14 protein-coding genes are annotated in these 16,734 nt (G+C 62.4%); 6 read left to right on the top strand and 8 right to left on the bottom strand.

Going from position 1 to position 16,734, the window contains the following annotated elements; genetic code table 11:
• Nucleotides 1–223 precede the first annotated feature (223 nt).
• The 4 genes from PMI03_RS22410 to PMI03_RS22425 all read left to right on the top strand — a co-directional run bounded on the left by PMI03_RS22410 (nt 224) and on the right by PMI03_RS22425 (nt 5,651).
• Nucleotides 224–1,174, top strand: a complete 951-nt coding sequence (locus tag PMI03_RS22410) for an ornithine cyclodeaminase family protein (protein ID WP_007698488.1) — start codon at nt 224–226, stop codon at nt 1,172–1,174.
• A gap of 5 nt (nt 1,175–1,179) precedes the next feature.
• On the top strand, nt 1,180–3,648 hold the full coding sequence (gene hrpB / locus PMI03_RS22415; RefSeq protein WP_007698492.1) for an ATP-dependent helicase HrpB: 2,469 nt from the start codon (nt 1,180–1,182) through the stop codon (nt 3,646–3,648).
• Between the two features lie 2 nt (nt 3,649–3,650).
• Nucleotides 3,651–4,988: an ActS/PrrB/RegB family redox-sensitive histidine kinase gene (locus PMI03_RS22420; RefSeq protein WP_007698495.1), complete on the top strand. Its 1,338-nt coding sequence runs from the start codon at nt 3,651–3,653 to the stop codon at nt 4,986–4,988.
• Nucleotides 4,989–5,063: 75 nt separating this feature from the next.
• The gene (locus PMI03_RS22425) at nt 5,064–5,651 is read left to right on the top strand and encodes an ActR/PrrA/RegA family redox response regulator transcription factor (RefSeq protein WP_012650667.1); all 588 of its coding nucleotides are present in this window, start codon (nt 5,064–5,066) and stop codon (nt 5,649–5,651) included.
• A 3-nt stretch (nt 5,652–5,654) separates the two neighbouring features.
• Here the strand turns inward: PMI03_RS22425 and PMI03_RS22430 are convergent, their stop codons facing one another.
• Together PMI03_RS22430 and PMI03_RS31855 are read right to left on the bottom strand one after the other, a co-directional pair.
• A complete protein-coding gene (locus PMI03_RS22430) occupies nt 5,655–6,143 on the bottom strand; it encodes an MmcB family DNA repair protein (RefSeq protein ID WP_007698517.1) in 489 nt (162 codons plus the stop codon).
• The gene (locus tag PMI03_RS31855; RefSeq protein WP_155293944.1) at nt 6,140–6,289 is read right to left on the bottom strand and encodes a hypothetical protein; all 150 of its coding nucleotides are present in this window, start codon (nt 6,287–6,289) and stop codon (nt 6,140–6,142) included. The genes PMI03_RS22430 and PMI03_RS31855 overlap by 4 nt, the downstream gene beginning before the upstream one ends.
• A gap of 34 nt (nt 6,290–6,323) precedes the next feature.
• On the opposite strand from PMI03_RS31855, the gene PMI03_RS22435 reads away from it, so the two are divergent.
• Complete coding sequence (locus PMI03_RS22435) at nt 6,324–6,998, top strand: L,D-transpeptidase (RefSeq protein ID WP_007698520.1); 675 nt, start codon at nt 6,324–6,326, stop codon at nt 6,996–6,998.
• 82 nt (nt 6,999–7,080) lie between these two features.
• Here PMI03_RS22435 and PMI03_RS22440 read toward each other — a convergent pair whose 3' ends face one another.
• From PMI03_RS22440 to hslV, 6 genes are all read right to left on the bottom strand, one after another.
• Complete coding sequence (locus tag PMI03_RS22440; protein WP_007698521.1) at nt 7,081–9,249, bottom strand: malate synthase G; 2,169 nt, start codon at nt 9,247–9,249, stop codon at nt 7,081–7,083.
• Between the two features lie 119 nt (nt 9,250–9,368).
• A complete protein-coding gene (locus tag PMI03_RS22445; RefSeq protein ID WP_007698524.1) occupies nt 9,369–11,372 on the bottom strand; it encodes a hydantoinase/oxoprolinase N-terminal domain-containing protein in 2,004 nt (667 codons plus the stop codon).
• A gap of 87 nt (nt 11,373–11,459) precedes the next feature.
• Complete coding sequence (locus PMI03_RS22450) at nt 11,460–12,854, bottom strand: cytochrome P450 (RefSeq protein WP_007698527.1); 1,395 nt, start codon at nt 12,852–12,854, stop codon at nt 11,460–11,462.
• A gap of 47 nt (nt 12,855–12,901) precedes the next feature.
• Nucleotides 12,902–13,855: a DUF1402 family protein gene (locus tag PMI03_RS22455; protein ID WP_007698529.1), complete on the bottom strand. Its 954-nt coding sequence runs from the start codon at nt 13,853–13,855 to the stop codon at nt 12,902–12,904.
• A gap of 169 nt (nt 13,856–14,024) precedes the next feature.
• Nucleotides 14,025–15,335, bottom strand: coding sequence for an ATP-dependent protease ATPase subunit HslU (hslU, locus tag PMI03_RS22460; RefSeq protein ID WP_007698531.1), 1,311 nt, complete (start codon nt 15,333–15,335; stop codon nt 14,025–14,027).
• Between the two features lie 44 nt (nt 15,336–15,379).
• Nucleotides 15,380–15,907, bottom strand: coding sequence for an ATP-dependent protease subunit HslV (gene hslV, locus PMI03_RS22465; RefSeq protein ID WP_007698536.1), 528 nt, complete (start codon nt 15,905–15,907; stop codon nt 15,380–15,382).
• 213 nt (nt 15,908–16,120) lie between these two features.
• On the opposite strand from hslV, the gene hisB reads away from it, so the two are divergent.
• Nucleotides 16,121–16,729, top strand: a complete 609-nt coding sequence (hisB, locus tag PMI03_RS22470) for an imidazoleglycerol-phosphate dehydratase HisB (protein ID WP_007698539.1) — start codon at nt 16,121–16,123, stop codon at nt 16,727–16,729.
• Nucleotides 16,730–16,734 lie beyond the last annotated feature (5 nt).

Consider the following 16,734-nt stretch of genomic DNA (forward strand, 5'->3'; position numbering starts at 1 on the left):
TACTAGGGGATTTGTCGGGGTGATTGAATGGCAGTGAAAATCGTCCTCTTAAGCGGGCTTTTTCGGATTCATTTTACGAGTCATCGGGGAATCCACCTTCCTATAAAGGACGAAGATTGCGGAATCGGGTTTCCCTACCGAATACACCGCCGGTCAGCGCCGCCAATTGCCAGTTTCTCAGCTAAGACCTAATAGAAAGTCCCAAGCAATAGAGGAGCGGACAATGCTGGTCCTTAATGAAGAGCAGACACGTACGGCGCTGGCCTGGCCGGCACTGATCGAGGCGATCGCCTCCATGTTTACCGGCGACTGCGTCATGCCGGTCAGGCATCACCATGATATGGAGGTGCCGGGCGAAAGCGAAGCGACCCTGCTTTTGATGCCAGCCTGGCTGCCGGGACAATATATGGGCGTAAAGATGGTCTCGGTCTTTCCCGATAATGCCACCCGCGCCCTGCCGGCGATCTTCGGCACCTATCTGCTGTCCTCCGGCAAGACCGGTGAGATGCTGGCGGTAATCGACGGCGGCGAGCTGACGGCACGACGCACAGCGGCCACTTCGGCGCTGGCGGCGCGCTATCTTGCGCGCACGGATGCCGAGAAGCTGCTGGTCTGTGGGTCGGGGCGGCTGTCGCTCAATCTGATCCAGGCGCATGCCGAAGGACGGAGCCTGAAGCGGATCGGCATATGGGGCCGCGATCACGACAAGGCGGCAGACATCGCCGGCCAAGCGCGGGCTCTTGGTCTGGATGTCATCGCCGTCACCGATCTCGAGTCCGCCGCCCGCAGCGCCGACATCATTTCCTGCGGGACATTGTCGAGCACGCCCCTGATCAAGGGCGAATGGCTGAAGCCCGGCGCGCATCTCGATCTCGTCGGCGGTTTCAAGCCGGACATGCGCGAGACCGACGACGCCGCGATCCGACGCGCAGAGGTTTTCGTCGATACGCGCGCCGGCGCTATGAAGGAAGCCGGCGATATCGTGCAGCCGTTGAAGAGCGGCGTGCTGACGGAGGATGCCATCCGCGCCGAACTCAGCGAACTCGTTCGCGAAACAAAGTCGGGACGCGCGAACGACGCCGACATCACCCTGTTCAAATCGGTGGGCGCGGCACTCGAGGATCTCGCCGGCGCAATTCTGGCCTATGAATATGCGCGGGGCAGGCAAGCGTGACATCCATGACGCCTCCGCTGCCCGAGCTGCCGGTCTCGCATGTGCTGGCCGATATCGGCACGGCCCTTGGCCGAGAGCGGCGCGCGGTGCTGTCCGCACCGCCCGGCGCTGGCAAGACGACGCTGGTGCCGCTTTACCTGTTGGGCCAGAGCTGGCGCGGCGACGGCAAGATCATCCTGCTGGAACCACGACGGCTGGCGGCAAGGGCGGCGGCGGCGCGCATGGCCTCACTGCTCGGCGAAGAGGTTGGTGGCACCGTCGGCTACCGGATGCGGCTCGACAATCGCATTTCGGCAAAGACGCGCATCGAAGTGGTGACCGAGGGCGTGTTCGCGCGGATGATTCTCGACGATCCCGAACTTGCCGGCGTCTCCACCGTCATCTTCGATGAATTCCACGAGCGATCACTGGATGCGGATTTCGGCCTGGCGCTGGCGCTCGACGTGCAATCGGCCCTACGCGAGGATCTGCGTATCCTGGTGATGTCGGCGACGCTTGATGTCGAACGGGTAGCAGTGCTGCTTAACCATCCACCTGTGATCGAAAGCATGGGCCGCGGTTTTCCGATCGACATCCGCCATCAGGACCGGCCGGCCGGAGAGCGGATCGAGGATACGGTGACACGGGCGATCCTCGACGCGCATGCGACGGAACAGGGCTCGATCCTCGCCTTTCTGCCGGGACAGGCGGAAATCACCCGTACGGTCGAAAGGCTTGAAAACCGATTGCCATCGGAGACGGTCATTGCGCCGCTTTATGGCAATCTCGGTCAGAAGGAGCAGGACGCGGCGATCCGCCCGGCGCCCAAGGGCACGCGCAAGGTGGTGCTGGCGACCTCAATCGCCGAGACCTCCATCACCATCGACGGCGTCAGGATCATCATCGACAGCGGCCTGCAGCGGTTACCCGTCTTCGAGGCCTCGACCGGCATCACCCGGCTGGAGACGGTACGCGTATCGCGAGCCTCCGCCGACCAGCGGGCCGGCCGTGCCGGACGAACCGAGCCCGGCACTGCGATCCGGCTGTGGCATCCCGGCCAGACGGCAGCGCTGCCGGCCTTCACGCCGCCGCAGATCCTCTCCAGCGATCTCTCAGGGCTAGCGCTCGATCTTGCCCATTGGGGCGTGCAGGACCCCGCCACGCTTGCCTTTGTCGATCAGCCGCCGGCAACCACACTCAGTGAGGCGCGCGTGCTGCTGCGGCAGCTGGGGGCGCTGGACGCCGAGAACGGCTTAACGACGCGCGGGAAGCTGATGCGCGATCTGGCCTTGCCGCCCCGGCTGTCGGCCATGGTGATCTCGGCAGCGGAATTCGGCCAGGCGCGAGAGGCTGCAATGCTCGCCGTGTTGCTGACGGAACAGGGACTGGGGGGGGCGAGCGTCGATCTGGAAGAACGACTCAGGCGGTTCAAGACGGAAAAGGGCGAGCGGGCCGAGGCGGCGCGCCGACTGGCCGGAAGGCTGGCGATGGCGGCAGGCGGCGGCAAGACCACGACTGCGGGTGCGCCGATATTGGCCGGCTCCCTGTTGCTGCATGCTTTCCCGGATCGCATTGCCCTGCAGCGCGGCGGCCGTGGGCGCTTCGTCATGGCGAACGGGCGAGGCGCCGAACTGCCGGAGACGGAGCGGCTGGCCGGCTCGCAGATGCTGGTGATCGCCGATCTGACCGGCCGGGCCGCGCAAGCCCGTATCCTGGCCGCGTCCGAGATTTCGCGGGGGGATGTCGAAGAGCATCTGCCGGGCGAAATCCGCACGGAAGACCAAAGCGTCTTCGACAAGGCGAGCCGGCAGGTGCGTGCGCGCCGCGTCACCCGGCTCGGCGCCATCATCTTTGAAGAGACACCCTTGCCGCGCCCATCGGGGGAAAAGGCAGCAAGAGCCTTGGCCGAGGGCATTCGCGAGCTCGGGATCGGCGTGCTGCCGTTTTCCAAGGACGCAAATCAATTGCGGGACCGGATCGACTTCCTACACCGTACGATCGGCGAGCCCTGGCCCGATGTCAGCGATGACGCCCTGCTCTTGCGGCTCGAAGACTGGTTCACGCCCTTCCAGACGGATGCGCGCGGCCTTTCCGATATTTCCCTCGGTGGGCTCTCCAATGGATTGATGTCGCTGGTGCCGCACGAGCTGCAACGCGACCTTGGCCGGATGGCGCCGACGCATTTCGAGGCACCGACCGGTCAGCGTCACCCGATCCAATATGAAGGAGAGGAGCCGCTGTTGACGATTCGCGTACAGGAACTCTTCGGGCTGAAGCAGCATCCGACGATCGGCGGCGGTCGCTTGCCGCTGGTGCTGGAGCTGACGTCGCCGGCACACCGGCCGATCCAGACGACGCGCGACCTGCCGGGTTTCTGGGCGGGATCGTGGAAAGACGTGCGCGCCGACATGCGCGGGCGCTATCCGAGGCACCCCTGGCCGGAAGATCCGGCGGAGGCCTCGCCGACGACACGAACCAAGCCGAGGGGAACCTGAACATGGCCAGTTTCTTCAGAGGATTGGACAAGATCGCGATCGCGGACGCCAAGCTGCAGGACGATTATCACACCAGCCGGCGGCTGAGATTGCAGACATTGGTGCGCCTGCGCTGGCTCGCGGTCGGCGGCCAGACGGCAACGGTGATGATCGTCGCCTTCTGGCTGAAATTTCCGATGCCGCTATTGGCCTGCTGCGTGCTGATCGCCTGCCTTGCCTGGATCAACTTCTTCCTGACGCTGCGTTACCCGCCGACGCACCGGCTGGAGCCGCCGGCCGCCTTTGCACTGCTCGGCCTTGACCTTCTGCAACTCTGTGGGCTGCTGTTGATTACCGGCGGACTTGCCAATCCGTTCTCGGCGCTGGTCTGCGTGCCGGTCATTATCTCGTTTGCCTCGCAGCCGATCCGCTACAGCATGGTGCTGATCGTGCTGGCGATGATCTGCATCACCGGTCTTGCCTTTTCGCCCTTTCCCCTGCCCTGGTATGGCGGCGTCGAAGTGAACGTCCATAGCGTCATGCAGCTCGGCGTCTGGTGCTCGATTGCCTCGACCATGGCCTTTGCCGCCTTCTATGCCTATCGCGTCTCCATGGAGGCATCGCAGCTCGCCGATGCGCTGGCGGCGACGGAACTGGTATTGCAGCGGGAAAAGCATCTGTCGCAGCTAGACGGGCTGGCGGCGGCCGCTGCCCATGAGCTCGGCACGCCGCTTGCGACCATCAGCGTCGTTGCCAAGGAGATGGAGCGCGAACTCAAAGAGGACGACCGCTTCCGCGAGGACGTGGCGCTGCTGCGCAGCCAGAGCGAACGCTGCCGGGATATCCTGCGGCGACTGACGACGCTGTCGGCCGAAGACGAGGCGCATATGCGACGACTGACGCTGTCGTCGATGATGGAAGAGGTCATCGCGCCGCATCGGGAATTCGGTATAAAGCTGGAGCTGATCGAAAAGAGCCCGAGGGCCGGCGAACCGGTGCTCAACCGCAATGCCGGCATCATGTACGGGCTCGGCAATCTCATTGAAAATGCCGTCGATTATGCGCGCAAGACCGTGACCGTCACGGTGGAGTACGACCCGGCCTTGCTCATCATCATCATCGAGGACGACGGCAACGGCTATGCACCCGACATCCTGACGCGGATCGGCGAGCCCTACGTCACGACGCGGCAGCGCGACGACACGGCCGGCGGCCTCGGGCTTGGACTGTTCATTGCCAAGACCCTGCTGGAACGCTCGGGCGCGGCCATTTCCTTCGGCAATCGCGATCCGGAGACGCCGGGCGCCCGTATCCGCGTCGAATGGCCGCGCGTTTTGATCGACAGTAATTCGACAAAATGAGTTTCACGGCTTAAAACACCGGTCGTTAAAATCAGTAGGACTTGTGCAGGCGGGATGCCGCCGGGATTGAAGATGATGACGGATAAAGAGCTTGCCGATCCCCACGCTGGGGCCAAGGATATTGCGGACCATATCGGCCCGGATGCGACATTGCTGATCGTCGATGACGACGGACCCTTTCTGCGCCGTCTGGCGCGCGCCATGGAGACGCGCGGCTTCACGGTCGAGACGGCGGAATCAGTGGCGGAAGGCGTCGCCAAATCCAAGGTCACTCCACCAAAATATGCCGTCGTCGACCTTCGCCTCGGCGACGGCACCGGCCTCGAGGTCATCGAGGCGATCCGGCAGCGGCGCGACGACACACATATCGTCGTCCTGACCGGCTACGGCAATATCGCAACGGCGGTTACCGCTGTGAAGCTCGGCGCGCTCGATTATCTCGCCAAGCCGGCTGACGCGGACGATGTCTATGCGGCGCTGACGCAGCGGCCGGGCGAAAAGGCCGAAGTGCCGGAAAATCCGATGTCAGCGGATCGGGTTCGCTGGGAGCATATTCAGCGCGTCTACGAAATGTGCGAGCGCAACGTTTCCGAAACGGCCCGCCGCCTCAACATGCATCGCCGCACACTGCAACGCATCCTCGCCAAGCGCGCGCCGAAATAACCATCATTCAGGTGAAAAATCCTTGCCCGTCGCCCATTCGGCTAATAACAGCCGCTGGGCGGCGGCGCGGGAGAAGTTCAGCGTCACCGACTTGCGCGTCGCCGGAGCCAAGCGATGCTCGGGCGCCTCGCGGATCATATGCGCGCCATAGCCGTCCGACAGGAACAGCCCGCAATCTTCCGGGAAGATATCGAGCGGCACGTCCTTATGGGTCGCGAAGAATAGGCGGTCGCAATGCTGACGATAATCCGGCCATTTGCGATCGACGCGGAAGTCCTCGATCGAGGTCTTGATCTCGATGATCCAGATCTCTCCCTTTTCCGACAGGGTGATGAGATCGGCCCGGCGGCCGCTTGCGAGCGGCAACTCCGGCAAGATGGCGTGACGCATCTCATGCAGTAATAGTTGCACGCCCCGACGTACAAGCATCGCCCGTTCCGACTGGCGGCCATCTATTAACGGATTATTATTGTAAACATTCAAAATCGTCATGAATTGCCTCGGGAACCGGCAAGAAACGTTGCAAAAAAGCCATGTCCCTTTAATTTGCGCAGCGGCGCCATTGAACTAGGAGCGCTGCCGCTTGCAAAGCAAAGTTTAATGGAAAATAAACCATATTCAAAGATGGTGAATACCATCCCATTCCCTGCCACAACGCACCAAGAGACTTCCATGCTCACCCGCAATGCTATCACCGCACTGGGCCTCGTCGCGACGCTCGCTATGGCTGGCTATGCCACCACGGCCGCAGCCACGCCGACCGCCACAGCCAATTCCGCAACCGAGACCGTAAAGTCCTTCGATGGTGATTACGGCGTGATCAGTGACAACGGCTACCAGCTGCCGGCGATCCCGATCCAGAAGGTGAAGCCGCAGTTCCGCCGCCAGATCGTGGCCTACCAGTCCAATGAGGCTGAAGGCACGATCATCGTCAACACGCGCGAGCGCCATCTCTATTATATCCTCGGCAACGGCGAAGCGATGCGCTACGGCATCGGCGTCGGCAAGCAGGGTTTCTCCTGGTCCGGCACCGCCTATGTCGCCTGGAAGCAGGAATGGCCGACTTGGCATCCGCCGAAAGAAATGGCAGTGCGCCGTCCGGAAATCGCGAAATATGTCGACGGCGGCATGAACCCGGGTCTCTCGAACCCGCTCGGTGCCCGCGCCATGTATCTCTACAATGAAAAGGGCCAGGACACGCTGTTCCGCCTGCACGGCACGCCGGAATGGGCCTCGATCGGAACCGCTGCTTCCTCGGGCTGCATCCGCCTGATCAACCAGGACGTCATCGATCTCTACAGCCGCGTTCTGCCGGGTCACAGCACCAAGGTCGTCGTGATCCAGTAATTGCTGGCAATCGGAATTTGAAAAGGCCGCCGGATATCGATCCGGCGGCCTTTTTGTTTGTACCCGAATGGTGGACGCAGGCCTATACGGCCTGCTTCGCCTTCAGTTCGATGCGGCGGCGGTGCAGGACCGGCTCGGTATAGCCGTTCGGCTGTTCGCGGCCTTTGAGCACGAGCTCGAGCGCGGCCTGGAAGGCAACCGAGCCATCGAAATTGCCGGCCATGGCGATGTAGAGCGGGTCACCGGCATTCTGCTGGTCGACCACGGTGGCCATGCGCTTCATCGTCTCAACAATCTGTGCCTCGGTGATGACCTTGTGGTGCAGCCAGTTGGCCATGTGCTGCGCCGAGATGCGCAGCGTGGCACGATCCTCCATCAGGCCGATATTGTTGATATCCGGCACCTTCGAGCAGCCGACGCCCTGATCGACCCAACGGACGACATAGCCGAGGATGCCCTGGCAATTATTGTCGATCTCGTGCTGGATCTCTTCCGGCGTCCAGTTCGGGCGCGAGGCGACCGGCACGGAGAGGATATCGGAAAGTTTGGCGCGGACGCGGCTCTTCAGGGTCTGCTGGACATTGGCAACATTGACCTTGTGATAATGCGTGGCATGCAGTGTCGCGGCCGTCGGCGACGGCACCCAGGCGGTGTTGGCGCCGGCTTTTGGATGGGCGATCTTCTGTTCCAGCATCGCCGCCATCAGGTCCGGCATGGCCCACATGCCCTTGCCGATCTGCGCATGGCCGGAAAGGCCGCATTCCAGGCCGATATCGACGTTCCAGTTCTCGTAGGCCGCGATCCAGGCGGCCTGCTTCATGTCGCCCTTGCGGATCATCGGGCCGGCTTCCATCGAGGTATGGATCTCGTCGCCGGTGCGATCAAGGAAGCCGGTATTGATGAAGACGACGCGCTCGCTGGCGGCGCGGATGGCTTCCTTGAGGTTGACCGTGGTGCGGCGCTCCTCGTCCATGATGCCCATCTTGATGGTGTTGCGCGGCATGCCGAGCACGTCTTCGACCCGCGAGAAGATCTCGACGGCGAAGGCGACTTCTTCCGGCCCGTGCATCTTCGGCTTGACGACATACATCGAGCCGGCGCGGGAATTCTTGCGGCGGCCTTTGGGGCCGACGTCATAAAGCGCGATCAGACCGGTGATCATGGCATCCATGATGCCTTCCGGCACTTCGTTGCCGTCACGGTCGAGGATCGCCGGATTGGTCATCAGGTGACCGACATTGCGTATCAGCATCAGCGAGCGGCAATGCAGCTCGAAGCTGGCACCATCGGGTGCCGTATAGGTCACATCGGGATTGAGGCGGCGCGTGAAGGTCTTGCCGCCCTTGGCGACTTCCTCCGTCAGGTCGCCCTTCATCAGGCCGAGCCAGTTGCGATAGACCTCGGCCTTGTCCTCGGCATCGACGGCGGCGATGGAATCTTCGCAGTCCATGATCGTGGTGATCGCTGATTCCAACCGGACATCGGAAATATGCGCCGGATCGACCTTGCCGATATCAGTACTTGGATCGAGGACGATCTCGATATGGATGCCATTGTTCTTCAGGAGAATATGTGAGGGTGCAGCGACATCGCCGAGATAACCGGCGAAATGCCTTTCGTCGGTAAGAGCGACAGTGCCGCTCTTCGTCGCAATCGCCAGAACTCCACCCTTAACGGCAAAGCCCGCGACGTCCTTCCAGCTGGCATCGCTAAGCGGCACAGCAGCGTCGAGGAAATCGCGCACCCAGGCGATGACCTTCTCGCCGCGCTTCGGATTGTAGCCTTTGCCCTTCTCGGCGCCATCAGTTTCGGGGATGGCGTCGGTGCCGTAGAGCGCATCATAGAGCGAACCCCAGCGCGCATTGGCGGCGTTCAGTGCATAGCGGGCGTTCATGACCGGAACGACGAGCTGCGGGCCGGCGATGGAGGCGATTTCGGTGTCGACATTGGCGGTCGAAACCGTGAAGGCCGGGCCTTCGGGAATGATGTAGCCGATCTCGCGCAGGAAGGCTTCGTAGGCGGCGAGATCCACCGGTGCGCCGTTCTTGCGATACCAATCGTCTATCGCCGCCTGCATCCGGTCGCGCTTGGCAAGCAGCTCGCGGTTCTTCGGAGCGAGGTCATGGACGATCGCCGAGAAACCGGCAAAGAAGGTATCCGCGTCGACGCCGGAGCCCGGCAGGGCCTCCTTGACGAGGAAATCATACAGGACCGGTTCGATCTGAAGCCCGTTTTTCTCGATGCGGCTCATACACTCAACTCCTCACGGCCGTTCAACGGCTCAATTCTGACATGGTGCCACTTTGCGGGCGGTTTCGCCTTCCGTCAATTTGGCAATAGTTCGAAAGATTTATGCAGTTTTGGAAACAATCAATCCGCGGCGATTCGCGGCCTGCCGCTGGCCGTCGCGATAAAGCGAGCTTCGATCAGCTTGCGATTGCCCTCAACCTCCGGCGCGTCCACCTGTTCATCCACGGCGATGACGGGGTCGACGGCACCGTTCAGCCGTGCCTGCGCCATCGCCACCGCGATCGCCCGCGCGCGCGCCATGGAGAAACTCTTCTTTTCGTCGGTAAACCGCAAGGTCTCGCCAGCGCCGTTCAGCACATAGATGCCGTCCTCCGGCATGGTGACGAAGACAGTGGCGCTGGTGCGGACCTGGCCGACAACAGCGCCGATGGCGTTGGCGACATCTGAATCAGCAGGGATGGCGCTCTCGCTCGCCAGCATCGCGGCGATGGCGGGATAATAGACCGGAGCGGAAGCGCCGAGGCCGACCAGGGGACGATCGAGCGAAACGGCAAAACGGGCGATGCCCGGGGCACGACGAAGAGCGCGATCGATCGAGATCGACTTGGCCGGATCGAGATCGGCAACGCCATCCTCGGCAAGGCAGGCGGCCAGAATGACATCGGCGGACTGGCGGGTCAGCCGATCGACGATCTTTTGTGCCAGTTCCTCCACGGATGCCGCGATCGGGCGACCGGAACCGTCCTTCATCCGCATTGCCAGCGCGAGGCCGAGCCGCGCGGCTTCCCCGTTCCACTGGCTCTGCCGGCCGAGCACATGCATGGCATCCGATGGCGTCAGGCCGCTAAGGTGCACGAGACCGCGCGCCACCAGCCGATCCAGCGTCGCCTTCTGCGAGGTCGAGGTCAGAAGTTGGTCGAGGGCCAGGGGCGCGGCACCGATCTTGTCGAACAGCGCCTGTTCCAGCGGTGTGAGCCCGCTTGCCAGATGATCCGGCACACCGGTACGCACGGCAAAGCGGCCGGCGTTGCGGCCGAGATGCGGCGCGCGCAGCTGCTGTTCCAGCACGGCAATGATGCTCTCGCTGTGCGTATGGGCGACAAGGCTGAGCGGCAGCAGGCGGCGCGGCCCAAGCTCGAAGCCGGCGACAAGGCCGCGATCGTTGATCTTCACCTCGGAATCGCCGCCGAGCCCATAGGTACGCATGGCAACCGCTTCGACCATGGTGCGATAACCGCCAACCACGGCGCCATCGGCATCGAGCCGCGGCCGGCCGGCCTCCATGACGGCGACATCGGTGGTGGTGCCGCCGATATCGGACACCACGGCATTGTCGAGACCGGTCAAGTAGCGCGCGCCGACAAGGCTTGCCGCCGGACCGGAGAGGATGGTTTCGATCGGGCGGAGCTTGGCTTCAGCGGCCGAGATCAGCGCACCGTCGCCGCGCACCACCATCATTGGCGCCGAGATGCCGCGCGCGGCGAGAAACCCTTCACAGGCGCCGACCAGCCGGTCGATCATCGAGACAAGGCGCGCATTGAGCAACGTCGTCAGCGCCCGGCGCGGACCGCCGAGCTTGGAGGAGAGTTCGTGGCTGCAGGTAACCGGCAGATGCGACAGCTCGCGAATGGCATCGCGCACACGGATTTCATGCGCCGGATTCCGCACAGCGAAATAGCCGGCGATAGCGAAGGACGAAACATTCTTCGAAAGCTCCGGTAGAGCCTCTTCCAAGGCCGTCAGATCGAGCGGGCTCTCATTGCCGTGGACATTGTGCCCGCCGGGCAGGAACAGCACGGGATCGGATCCTAACGCATCGACCAGGCCATCGCGCTTCAGATCATCAGGCCCGAAGCCGATCATCACCAGCCCGGCGCGGCCACCCTGTCCTTCGACCAGCGCATTGGTGGCAAGCGTCGTTGACAGCGATACCAGGCCGATGGCGGAAACCGGAACACCGGCCTTGGCGATGACCGTATCGACGGCGCCGGCAATGCCGACGGCCAGATCATGCCGCGTAGTCAGCGACTTCGCCTTGGCGACGATGCCATCGATTTCATGAAAGAGAACGGCATCGGTATAGGTTCCACCCGTGTCGATGCCGAGCAGGAAGTGAGATGTCACGCTAATATCTAACCTTTTGAACGGAAGGTGACCTGTTATTGCACCCTTCCCGCCTGGCCCGCTAGCTGCGAAGCGGCAAAAACAATCCTACCGTCTCGTTACCCGCATCGGCAGTCCGCCTTGCGGCTGTGTCGTCAGTTTCTGCACCGGCCATGGATTGGTCTCGTCAGTGAGATCGAAGCGGAAGCGGTGCATCATCACGGCAAGGGCGATGACGGCCTCCTGCAGGGCGAAGGTGGCGCCGATGCAGACGCGCGGGCCGGCACCGAAGGGCAGGTACTGGAAGCGGTTGATCTTGCCGCGATTCTCCGGAAGGAAGCGTTCGGGCATGAAGGCGCGCGGCTTATCCCAATAAAGCGCGTGACGATGGAGCGTCCAGGGCATGATCAGCACCGTGACCCCGGCCGGGATCTCGACACGCTCGCCACTGGGGCTTGTCCATTCATCATCGGCGATGGAGGCGCGGTTGATAGAGGGGGCCGGCGGATAGAGGCGCATCGCCTCCTCGAAGGAGGCGCGGACATTCGGCATCAGGTCAAGCCAGGCGACGGGCTCGACGCCGGTGGCAAGCACCCGGTCGATTTCCGTCTCCATGGCCTCACGAATATGCGGGCAATTGGCGACGCAGTAGAGCGTCCAGGCGAGCGCGCGGGCCGTCGTCTCATGACCGGCGCCGATGAAGGTGAGGATATTGTCCTCGATCTCCTCCATGGTCAGGCCGTCGGGGCCGGTCTTTTCCAGGAGCAGCGTCAGGAAGTCGTCGGGTGCAGACGCACGATCCTTCCGCATCTTGTCGAGGCGGAGGTTCATCGTATCGCGGACGATACCGCGAAACTTGTCGAGCACCTTCTGGCCGCCGATGCGGGTGACGCGCGGCACCCAGGAGGGCGCCCGCAGGAGGTCCATCGGATCGACGCGGCCCATACGATGCAGCAGCTGGTTGACGTCATCGGCGAAACTGGCGCCTTCCGTGACGATCTCACCGGAAAACAGCGTCTCGGCGAGAATGGCAAAGGTAAGCTCGGTCATATCGACAGCGATATCGAAGACCTCACCCTCGCTGCCGACATCCTCGTATTTGCGGACGTAATCTTCGCTCTGGCTCAGCATCTGACCGGCAAAGCCCTGGGCGTGGCGCGGCGTGAAGACCGGGGCGACGGCCTTGCGCGAGCGCTTCCAGACCGGCCCTTCCGCCGTCAGCAGGCCATCGCGCAGGATCGGCCGGAGTATGAGCTGGCGGATATCGGACATGCGGTAATTGGCGGCATTGTCGACCAGCACATGCTTGATCAGGCCGGGATCGTTGACAATCAGCGTGCGCTCGCGAATGAAGCGCGTCATGATCCAGGGCAGCGTATAGGAGGGTTCGCCCCATAATTCGAGCGGATTGCGCAGGATGGTGCGGATGATCGTCAGCCGCGACGGCGGCACGGTGCGCGGGATCGGGGCCGGCGGAGAAAAGGCTTCCGGGATCATATCCATGAGATCAAATCTCCTCGAAAACCTTATTTTCTCGACAGTTTCGAAGTCTAGAGCAGCGACTTCAGGTCGTCCAGCTTATCATTGATAAGCCATCCATAGTAATTTTCTTCCGGCCAGACCGGCTGGCTCGCGCCCCGGTTCCTGGCGGCGAGTGCTGCGGCGCGCTGGCGAGAATTGCCGACATTATAGAGCGTCGCCGTGAGGCCGGGATTGCCGGAGATATCCATGCCGGCGATCGAGCGGTAATCGTCGATCGACTTGCGGATCGAGCCGGCGACGAAGGCGAGCGAAAGGTCCGGATCCATGATCGCCTTGTAGACGCCGCTAGCATCCTTCTCGTCCAGCTTCGCAATGCCCGAGGTGGAGCTGACGAGATCGGAAAGCTCCAGAGCAGTCAGGGGATTGATCTGGCCGAGGCCGAAGGTCTGGCCGGCATAGAAGGGCTGGAAGAACACCGCGCTGAAACGATTGTCGGGGAAGGATTTGCCGTCGACCTTCTTACCTCGGAAAGCACTGTCCCAGACATCTTCGCGGCAGGTCCAGAGGCTGTAGGAATCCCTTTTGCTCTTGCAGACGTCGAATTGCGGCCGGGCGACGAAATCGTCGATATTTTCGCCGCTATAGGCAAAGCGGAAACTCTGGCCGGCATAGGAGGCGGCCTTGACGTAGTACGACTGCAGGCCGTCATAGGCATCGACATTATAGGTATGCTCGCCGACCAGCGCGCCGATGATGTGGATCGGATCGATGCCATAGGCGCGCGCCGTCGACTTGATTTTCGACATCAGCCGGCTGTCGGTCGCCAGCAGTTCGCGGACCTTCTGGTATTTCCGGTCGAAGGTCGAGTTCGTGCCCCTCGTGCGACGCACGGAGGCGCCGGGGATCGCCGGCTGCTCGGCATTGCGGTTGCCCGGCGGCACCATGGTCGCCGCATCGGCATAGGCCGGTATCCAGGAAAGGCTGACGAGCGCCAGAAGAAGGGGGATCAGTATGCGTCGCACGATGGCTGCCCTATCGAAGTTTCATCCGATGCTTCCATGCGGCTGCCTGACGGACAATCTTGGCCGAATAAAGCCAAGTCACACAAAGAAACGGGCCCCTAACTAAAAAGTTAACGGCCCGCTGTCGAGTGATTAATATTTCAAGATGCCGCAGCCGGCATCGGTCGCGCTAAAGAATGAAGCGCGACAGGTCGGTATTGTTGGCGAGGTCGCCGACATGCTCGCGGACATAGGCGGCATCGATGGTCACCGATACGCCGGCGCGGTCCGAGGCATTGTAGGAAATTTCATCCAATACCCGCTCCATCACCGTCTGCAGACGGCGAGCGCCGATGTTCTCGACGGTGGAGTTGAGATGCACGGCGACATCAGCGAGCGCATCGATGGCGTCGTCGGTGAAATCGAGCTTCAGGTCTTCCGTCTCCATCAGCGCCTTGTACTGGCGGATGAGGCTGGCTTCCGGCTCGGTCAGGATGCGGCGGAAGTCCTCCTTGGTCAGCGGCCGGAGCTCGACGCGGATCGGCAGGCGGCCCTGCAATTCCGGCAGAAGATCCGAAGGCTTCGACACATGGAACGCGCCGGAGGCGATGAAGAGAATATGGTCGGTCTTGACCGGGCCATACTTGGTCGAAACCGTCGTGCCTTCGACCAGCGGCAGCAGGTCGCGCTGCACGCCTTCGCGCGAAACGCCGGCACCCATGCCACCGTCGCGGGCCGCGATCTTGTCGATTTCGTCGAGGAAGACGATGCCGTCATCCTCGGCGGAGCGCACGGCTTCGCGCTGGATCGCCTCATTGTCGATCAGCTTGTCGGATTCGTCGCGCACCAGTTCCTTATAGGAATCCTTGACCGTGGTGCGGACCTTCTTGGTGCGGCCGCCCATGGCCTTGCCGAACATTTCGGAGAGGTTGAGCACGCCGATATTGGCACCGGGCATGCCGGGGATCTCGAAACCGCCGGGCATGCCGGAGCCGGTGTCGGCCACTTCGATATCGATTTCCTTGTCGTCGAGCTGGCCGTCGCGCAGCTTCTTGCGGAAGCTGTCGCGCGTTGCCGGCGAGGCGGTCGCGCCGACCAGGGCATCGAGCACGCGTTCCTCGGCGCTCATATGCGCCTTGGCCTGTACCTCGGCGCGCTTCTTTTCACGCACCAGGCCGATGCCGACTTCGACGAGATCGCGGATGATCTGTTCGACGTCGCGGCCGACATAGCCGACCTCGGTGAACTTGGTGGCTTCCACCTTGATGAAGGGCGCACCGGCGAGCTTGGCGAGGCGACGGGAGATTTCCGTCTTGCCGACGCCGGTCGGGCCGATCATCAGGATGTTCTTGGGCATGACTTCGTCGCGCAGATCGGGCTCGAGCTGCTGGCGGCGCCAGCGGTTGCGCAGCGCAATCGCCACGGCGCGTTTGGCCTCATGCTGGCCGACAATGTAGCGGTCGAGTTCGGAAACGATCTCGCGGGGGGAAAAAGTGGTCATTTCGTGTGTTTCCCGTCAGGGCTGGATACGATCAAGATAGGAATTCAGGCTTCGGCATCGAGCGTCTCGATCACCACATTATGGTTGGTGTAGACGCAGATGTCGGCGGCGATATCGAGGGCGCGGCGGGCGACGTCCTCGGCGGATTTGTCAGTATCCATCAGCGCACGCGCCGCAGCGAGCGCGTAATTGCCGCCGGAGCCGATCGCCAGCGCACCGTGTTCCGGCTCGAGCACATCACCGTTGCCGGTGATGGCGAGCGTCACGCTCTTGTCGGCAACCAGCATCATGGCCTCGAGATTGCGCAGATACTTGTCCGTGCGCCAGTCCTTGGCGAGCTCGACGGCCGCGCGCATCAACTGGCCGGGATATTGTTCGAGCTTCTTTTCAAGCCGCTCCAGCAGCGTGAAGGCATCGGCGGTCGCGCCGGCGAAACCGGCGATCACGTCGCCCTTGCCGATGCGGCGAACCTTGCGGGCATTGCCCTTCATTACGGTCTGGCCAAGACTGACCTGGCCGTCACCGGCCATCACAACCTTGCCACCTTTGCGAATAGTCACAATTGTCGTCATGTAACACCTGTTTGCCCCCATTCTGGCGGGCTTTCTGCCGGGCCGCGTTTCGGCCCCGTCGAGATCTATGTAAGAGGGCTTTTTGCGATTGCAAATGCCTTCCATTTTGGAATGATGCTTGGAAGCCGGCTAGATAAGTCATTGGAGACTTAACTTCTGGATATTTGCCGATGTGCCTGATAAGGAACGGCCGTCATCCCGATGGAGCAGCCCATGGCAGAGACTGTAGCGAGCCGCACGGCAAGCGTTTCCCGAAAGACCAACGAGACCTCGGTCTCCGTATCCGTCAATATCGACGGCAGCGGCAAGTCGACCATTTCGACGGGCGTCGGTTTCTTCGACCATATGCTGGAGCAGCTGTCGCGACATTCGCTGATCGACATGGAGATCGACACCAAGGGCGACCTGCATGTCGACGATCACCATGCCGTTGAAGATACCGGCATCGCCATCGGCCAGGCCATTGCCAAGGCGCTCGGCGACCGGCGCGGCATCACGCGCTATGCCTCAATCGACCTCGCCATGGACGAGACGATGACGAAAGCGGCCGTCGACCTCTCGGGCCGGCCTTTCCTCGTGTGGAACGTCGCCTTCAGCGCGCCTAAGATCGGCACCTTCGACACCGAACTGGTGCGCGAGTTCTTCCAGGCCTTGGCGCAGAATGCCGGCATCACGCTGCATATCCTCAACCATTATGGCGCCAACAATCACCATATAGCCGAGACATGCTTCAAGGCCGTTGCCCGCGTACTGCGCACGGCAACCGAGATCGACCCGCGGCAGGCAGGCCGTGTGCCCTCGACAAAGGGCACCCTCGCCTGAGCCCC

Source organism: Rhizobium sp. AP16, assembly GCF_000281735.1.
GTDB classification, from domain to species: domain Bacteria; phylum Pseudomonadota; class Alphaproteobacteria; order Rhizobiales; family Rhizobiaceae; genus Rhizobium; species Rhizobium rhizogenes.

What these genes read in the sequence shown, in the direction of transcription:
- hrpB (WP_007698492.1), top strand. Translation starts at nt 1,180, where the DNA reads ATGACGCCTCCGCTGCCCGAGCTGCCGGTCTCGCATGTGCTGGCCGAT.
- PMI03_RS22435 (WP_007698520.1), top strand. Translation starts at nt 6,324, where the DNA reads ATGCTCACCCGCAATGCTATCACCGCACTGGGCCTCGTCGCGACGCTC.
- PMI03_RS22425 (WP_012650667.1), top strand. Translation starts at nt 5,064, where the DNA reads ATGACGGATAAAGAGCTTGCCGATCCCCACGCTGGGGCCAAGGATATT.
- PMI03_RS22440 (WP_007698521.1), bottom strand. Translation starts at nt 9,249, where the DNA reads ATGAGCCGCATCGAGAAAAACGGGCTTCAGATCGAACCGGTCCTGTAT.
- PMI03_RS31855 (WP_155293944.1), bottom strand. Translation starts at nt 6,289, where the DNA reads ATGGTATTCACCATCTTTGAATATGGTTTATTTTCCATTAAACTTTGC.
- hslV (WP_007698536.1), bottom strand. Translation starts at nt 15,907, where the DNA reads ATGACGACAATTGTGACTATTCGCAAAGGTGGCAAGGTTGTGATGGCC.
- PMI03_RS22420 (WP_007698495.1), top strand. Translation starts at nt 3,651, where the DNA reads ATGGCCAGTTTCTTCAGAGGATTGGACAAGATCGCGATCGCGGACGCC.
- PMI03_RS22450 (WP_007698527.1), bottom strand. Translation starts at nt 12,854, where the DNA reads ATGGATATGATCCCGGAAGCCTTTTCTCCGCCGGCCCCGATCCCGCGC.
- PMI03_RS22410 (WP_007698488.1), top strand. Translation starts at nt 224, where the DNA reads ATGCTGGTCCTTAATGAAGAGCAGACACGTACGGCGCTGGCCTGGCCG.
- hisB (WP_007698539.1), top strand. Translation starts at nt 16,121, where the DNA reads ATGGCAGAGACTGTAGCGAGCCGCACGGCAAGCGTTTCCCGAAAGACC.
- hslU (WP_007698531.1), bottom strand. Translation starts at nt 15,335, where the DNA reads ATGACCACTTTTTCCCCCCGCGAGATCGTTTCCGAACTCGACCGCTAC.
- PMI03_RS22430 (WP_007698517.1), bottom strand. Translation starts at nt 6,143, where the DNA reads ATGACGATTTTGAATGTTTACAATAATAATCCGTTAATAGATGGCCGC.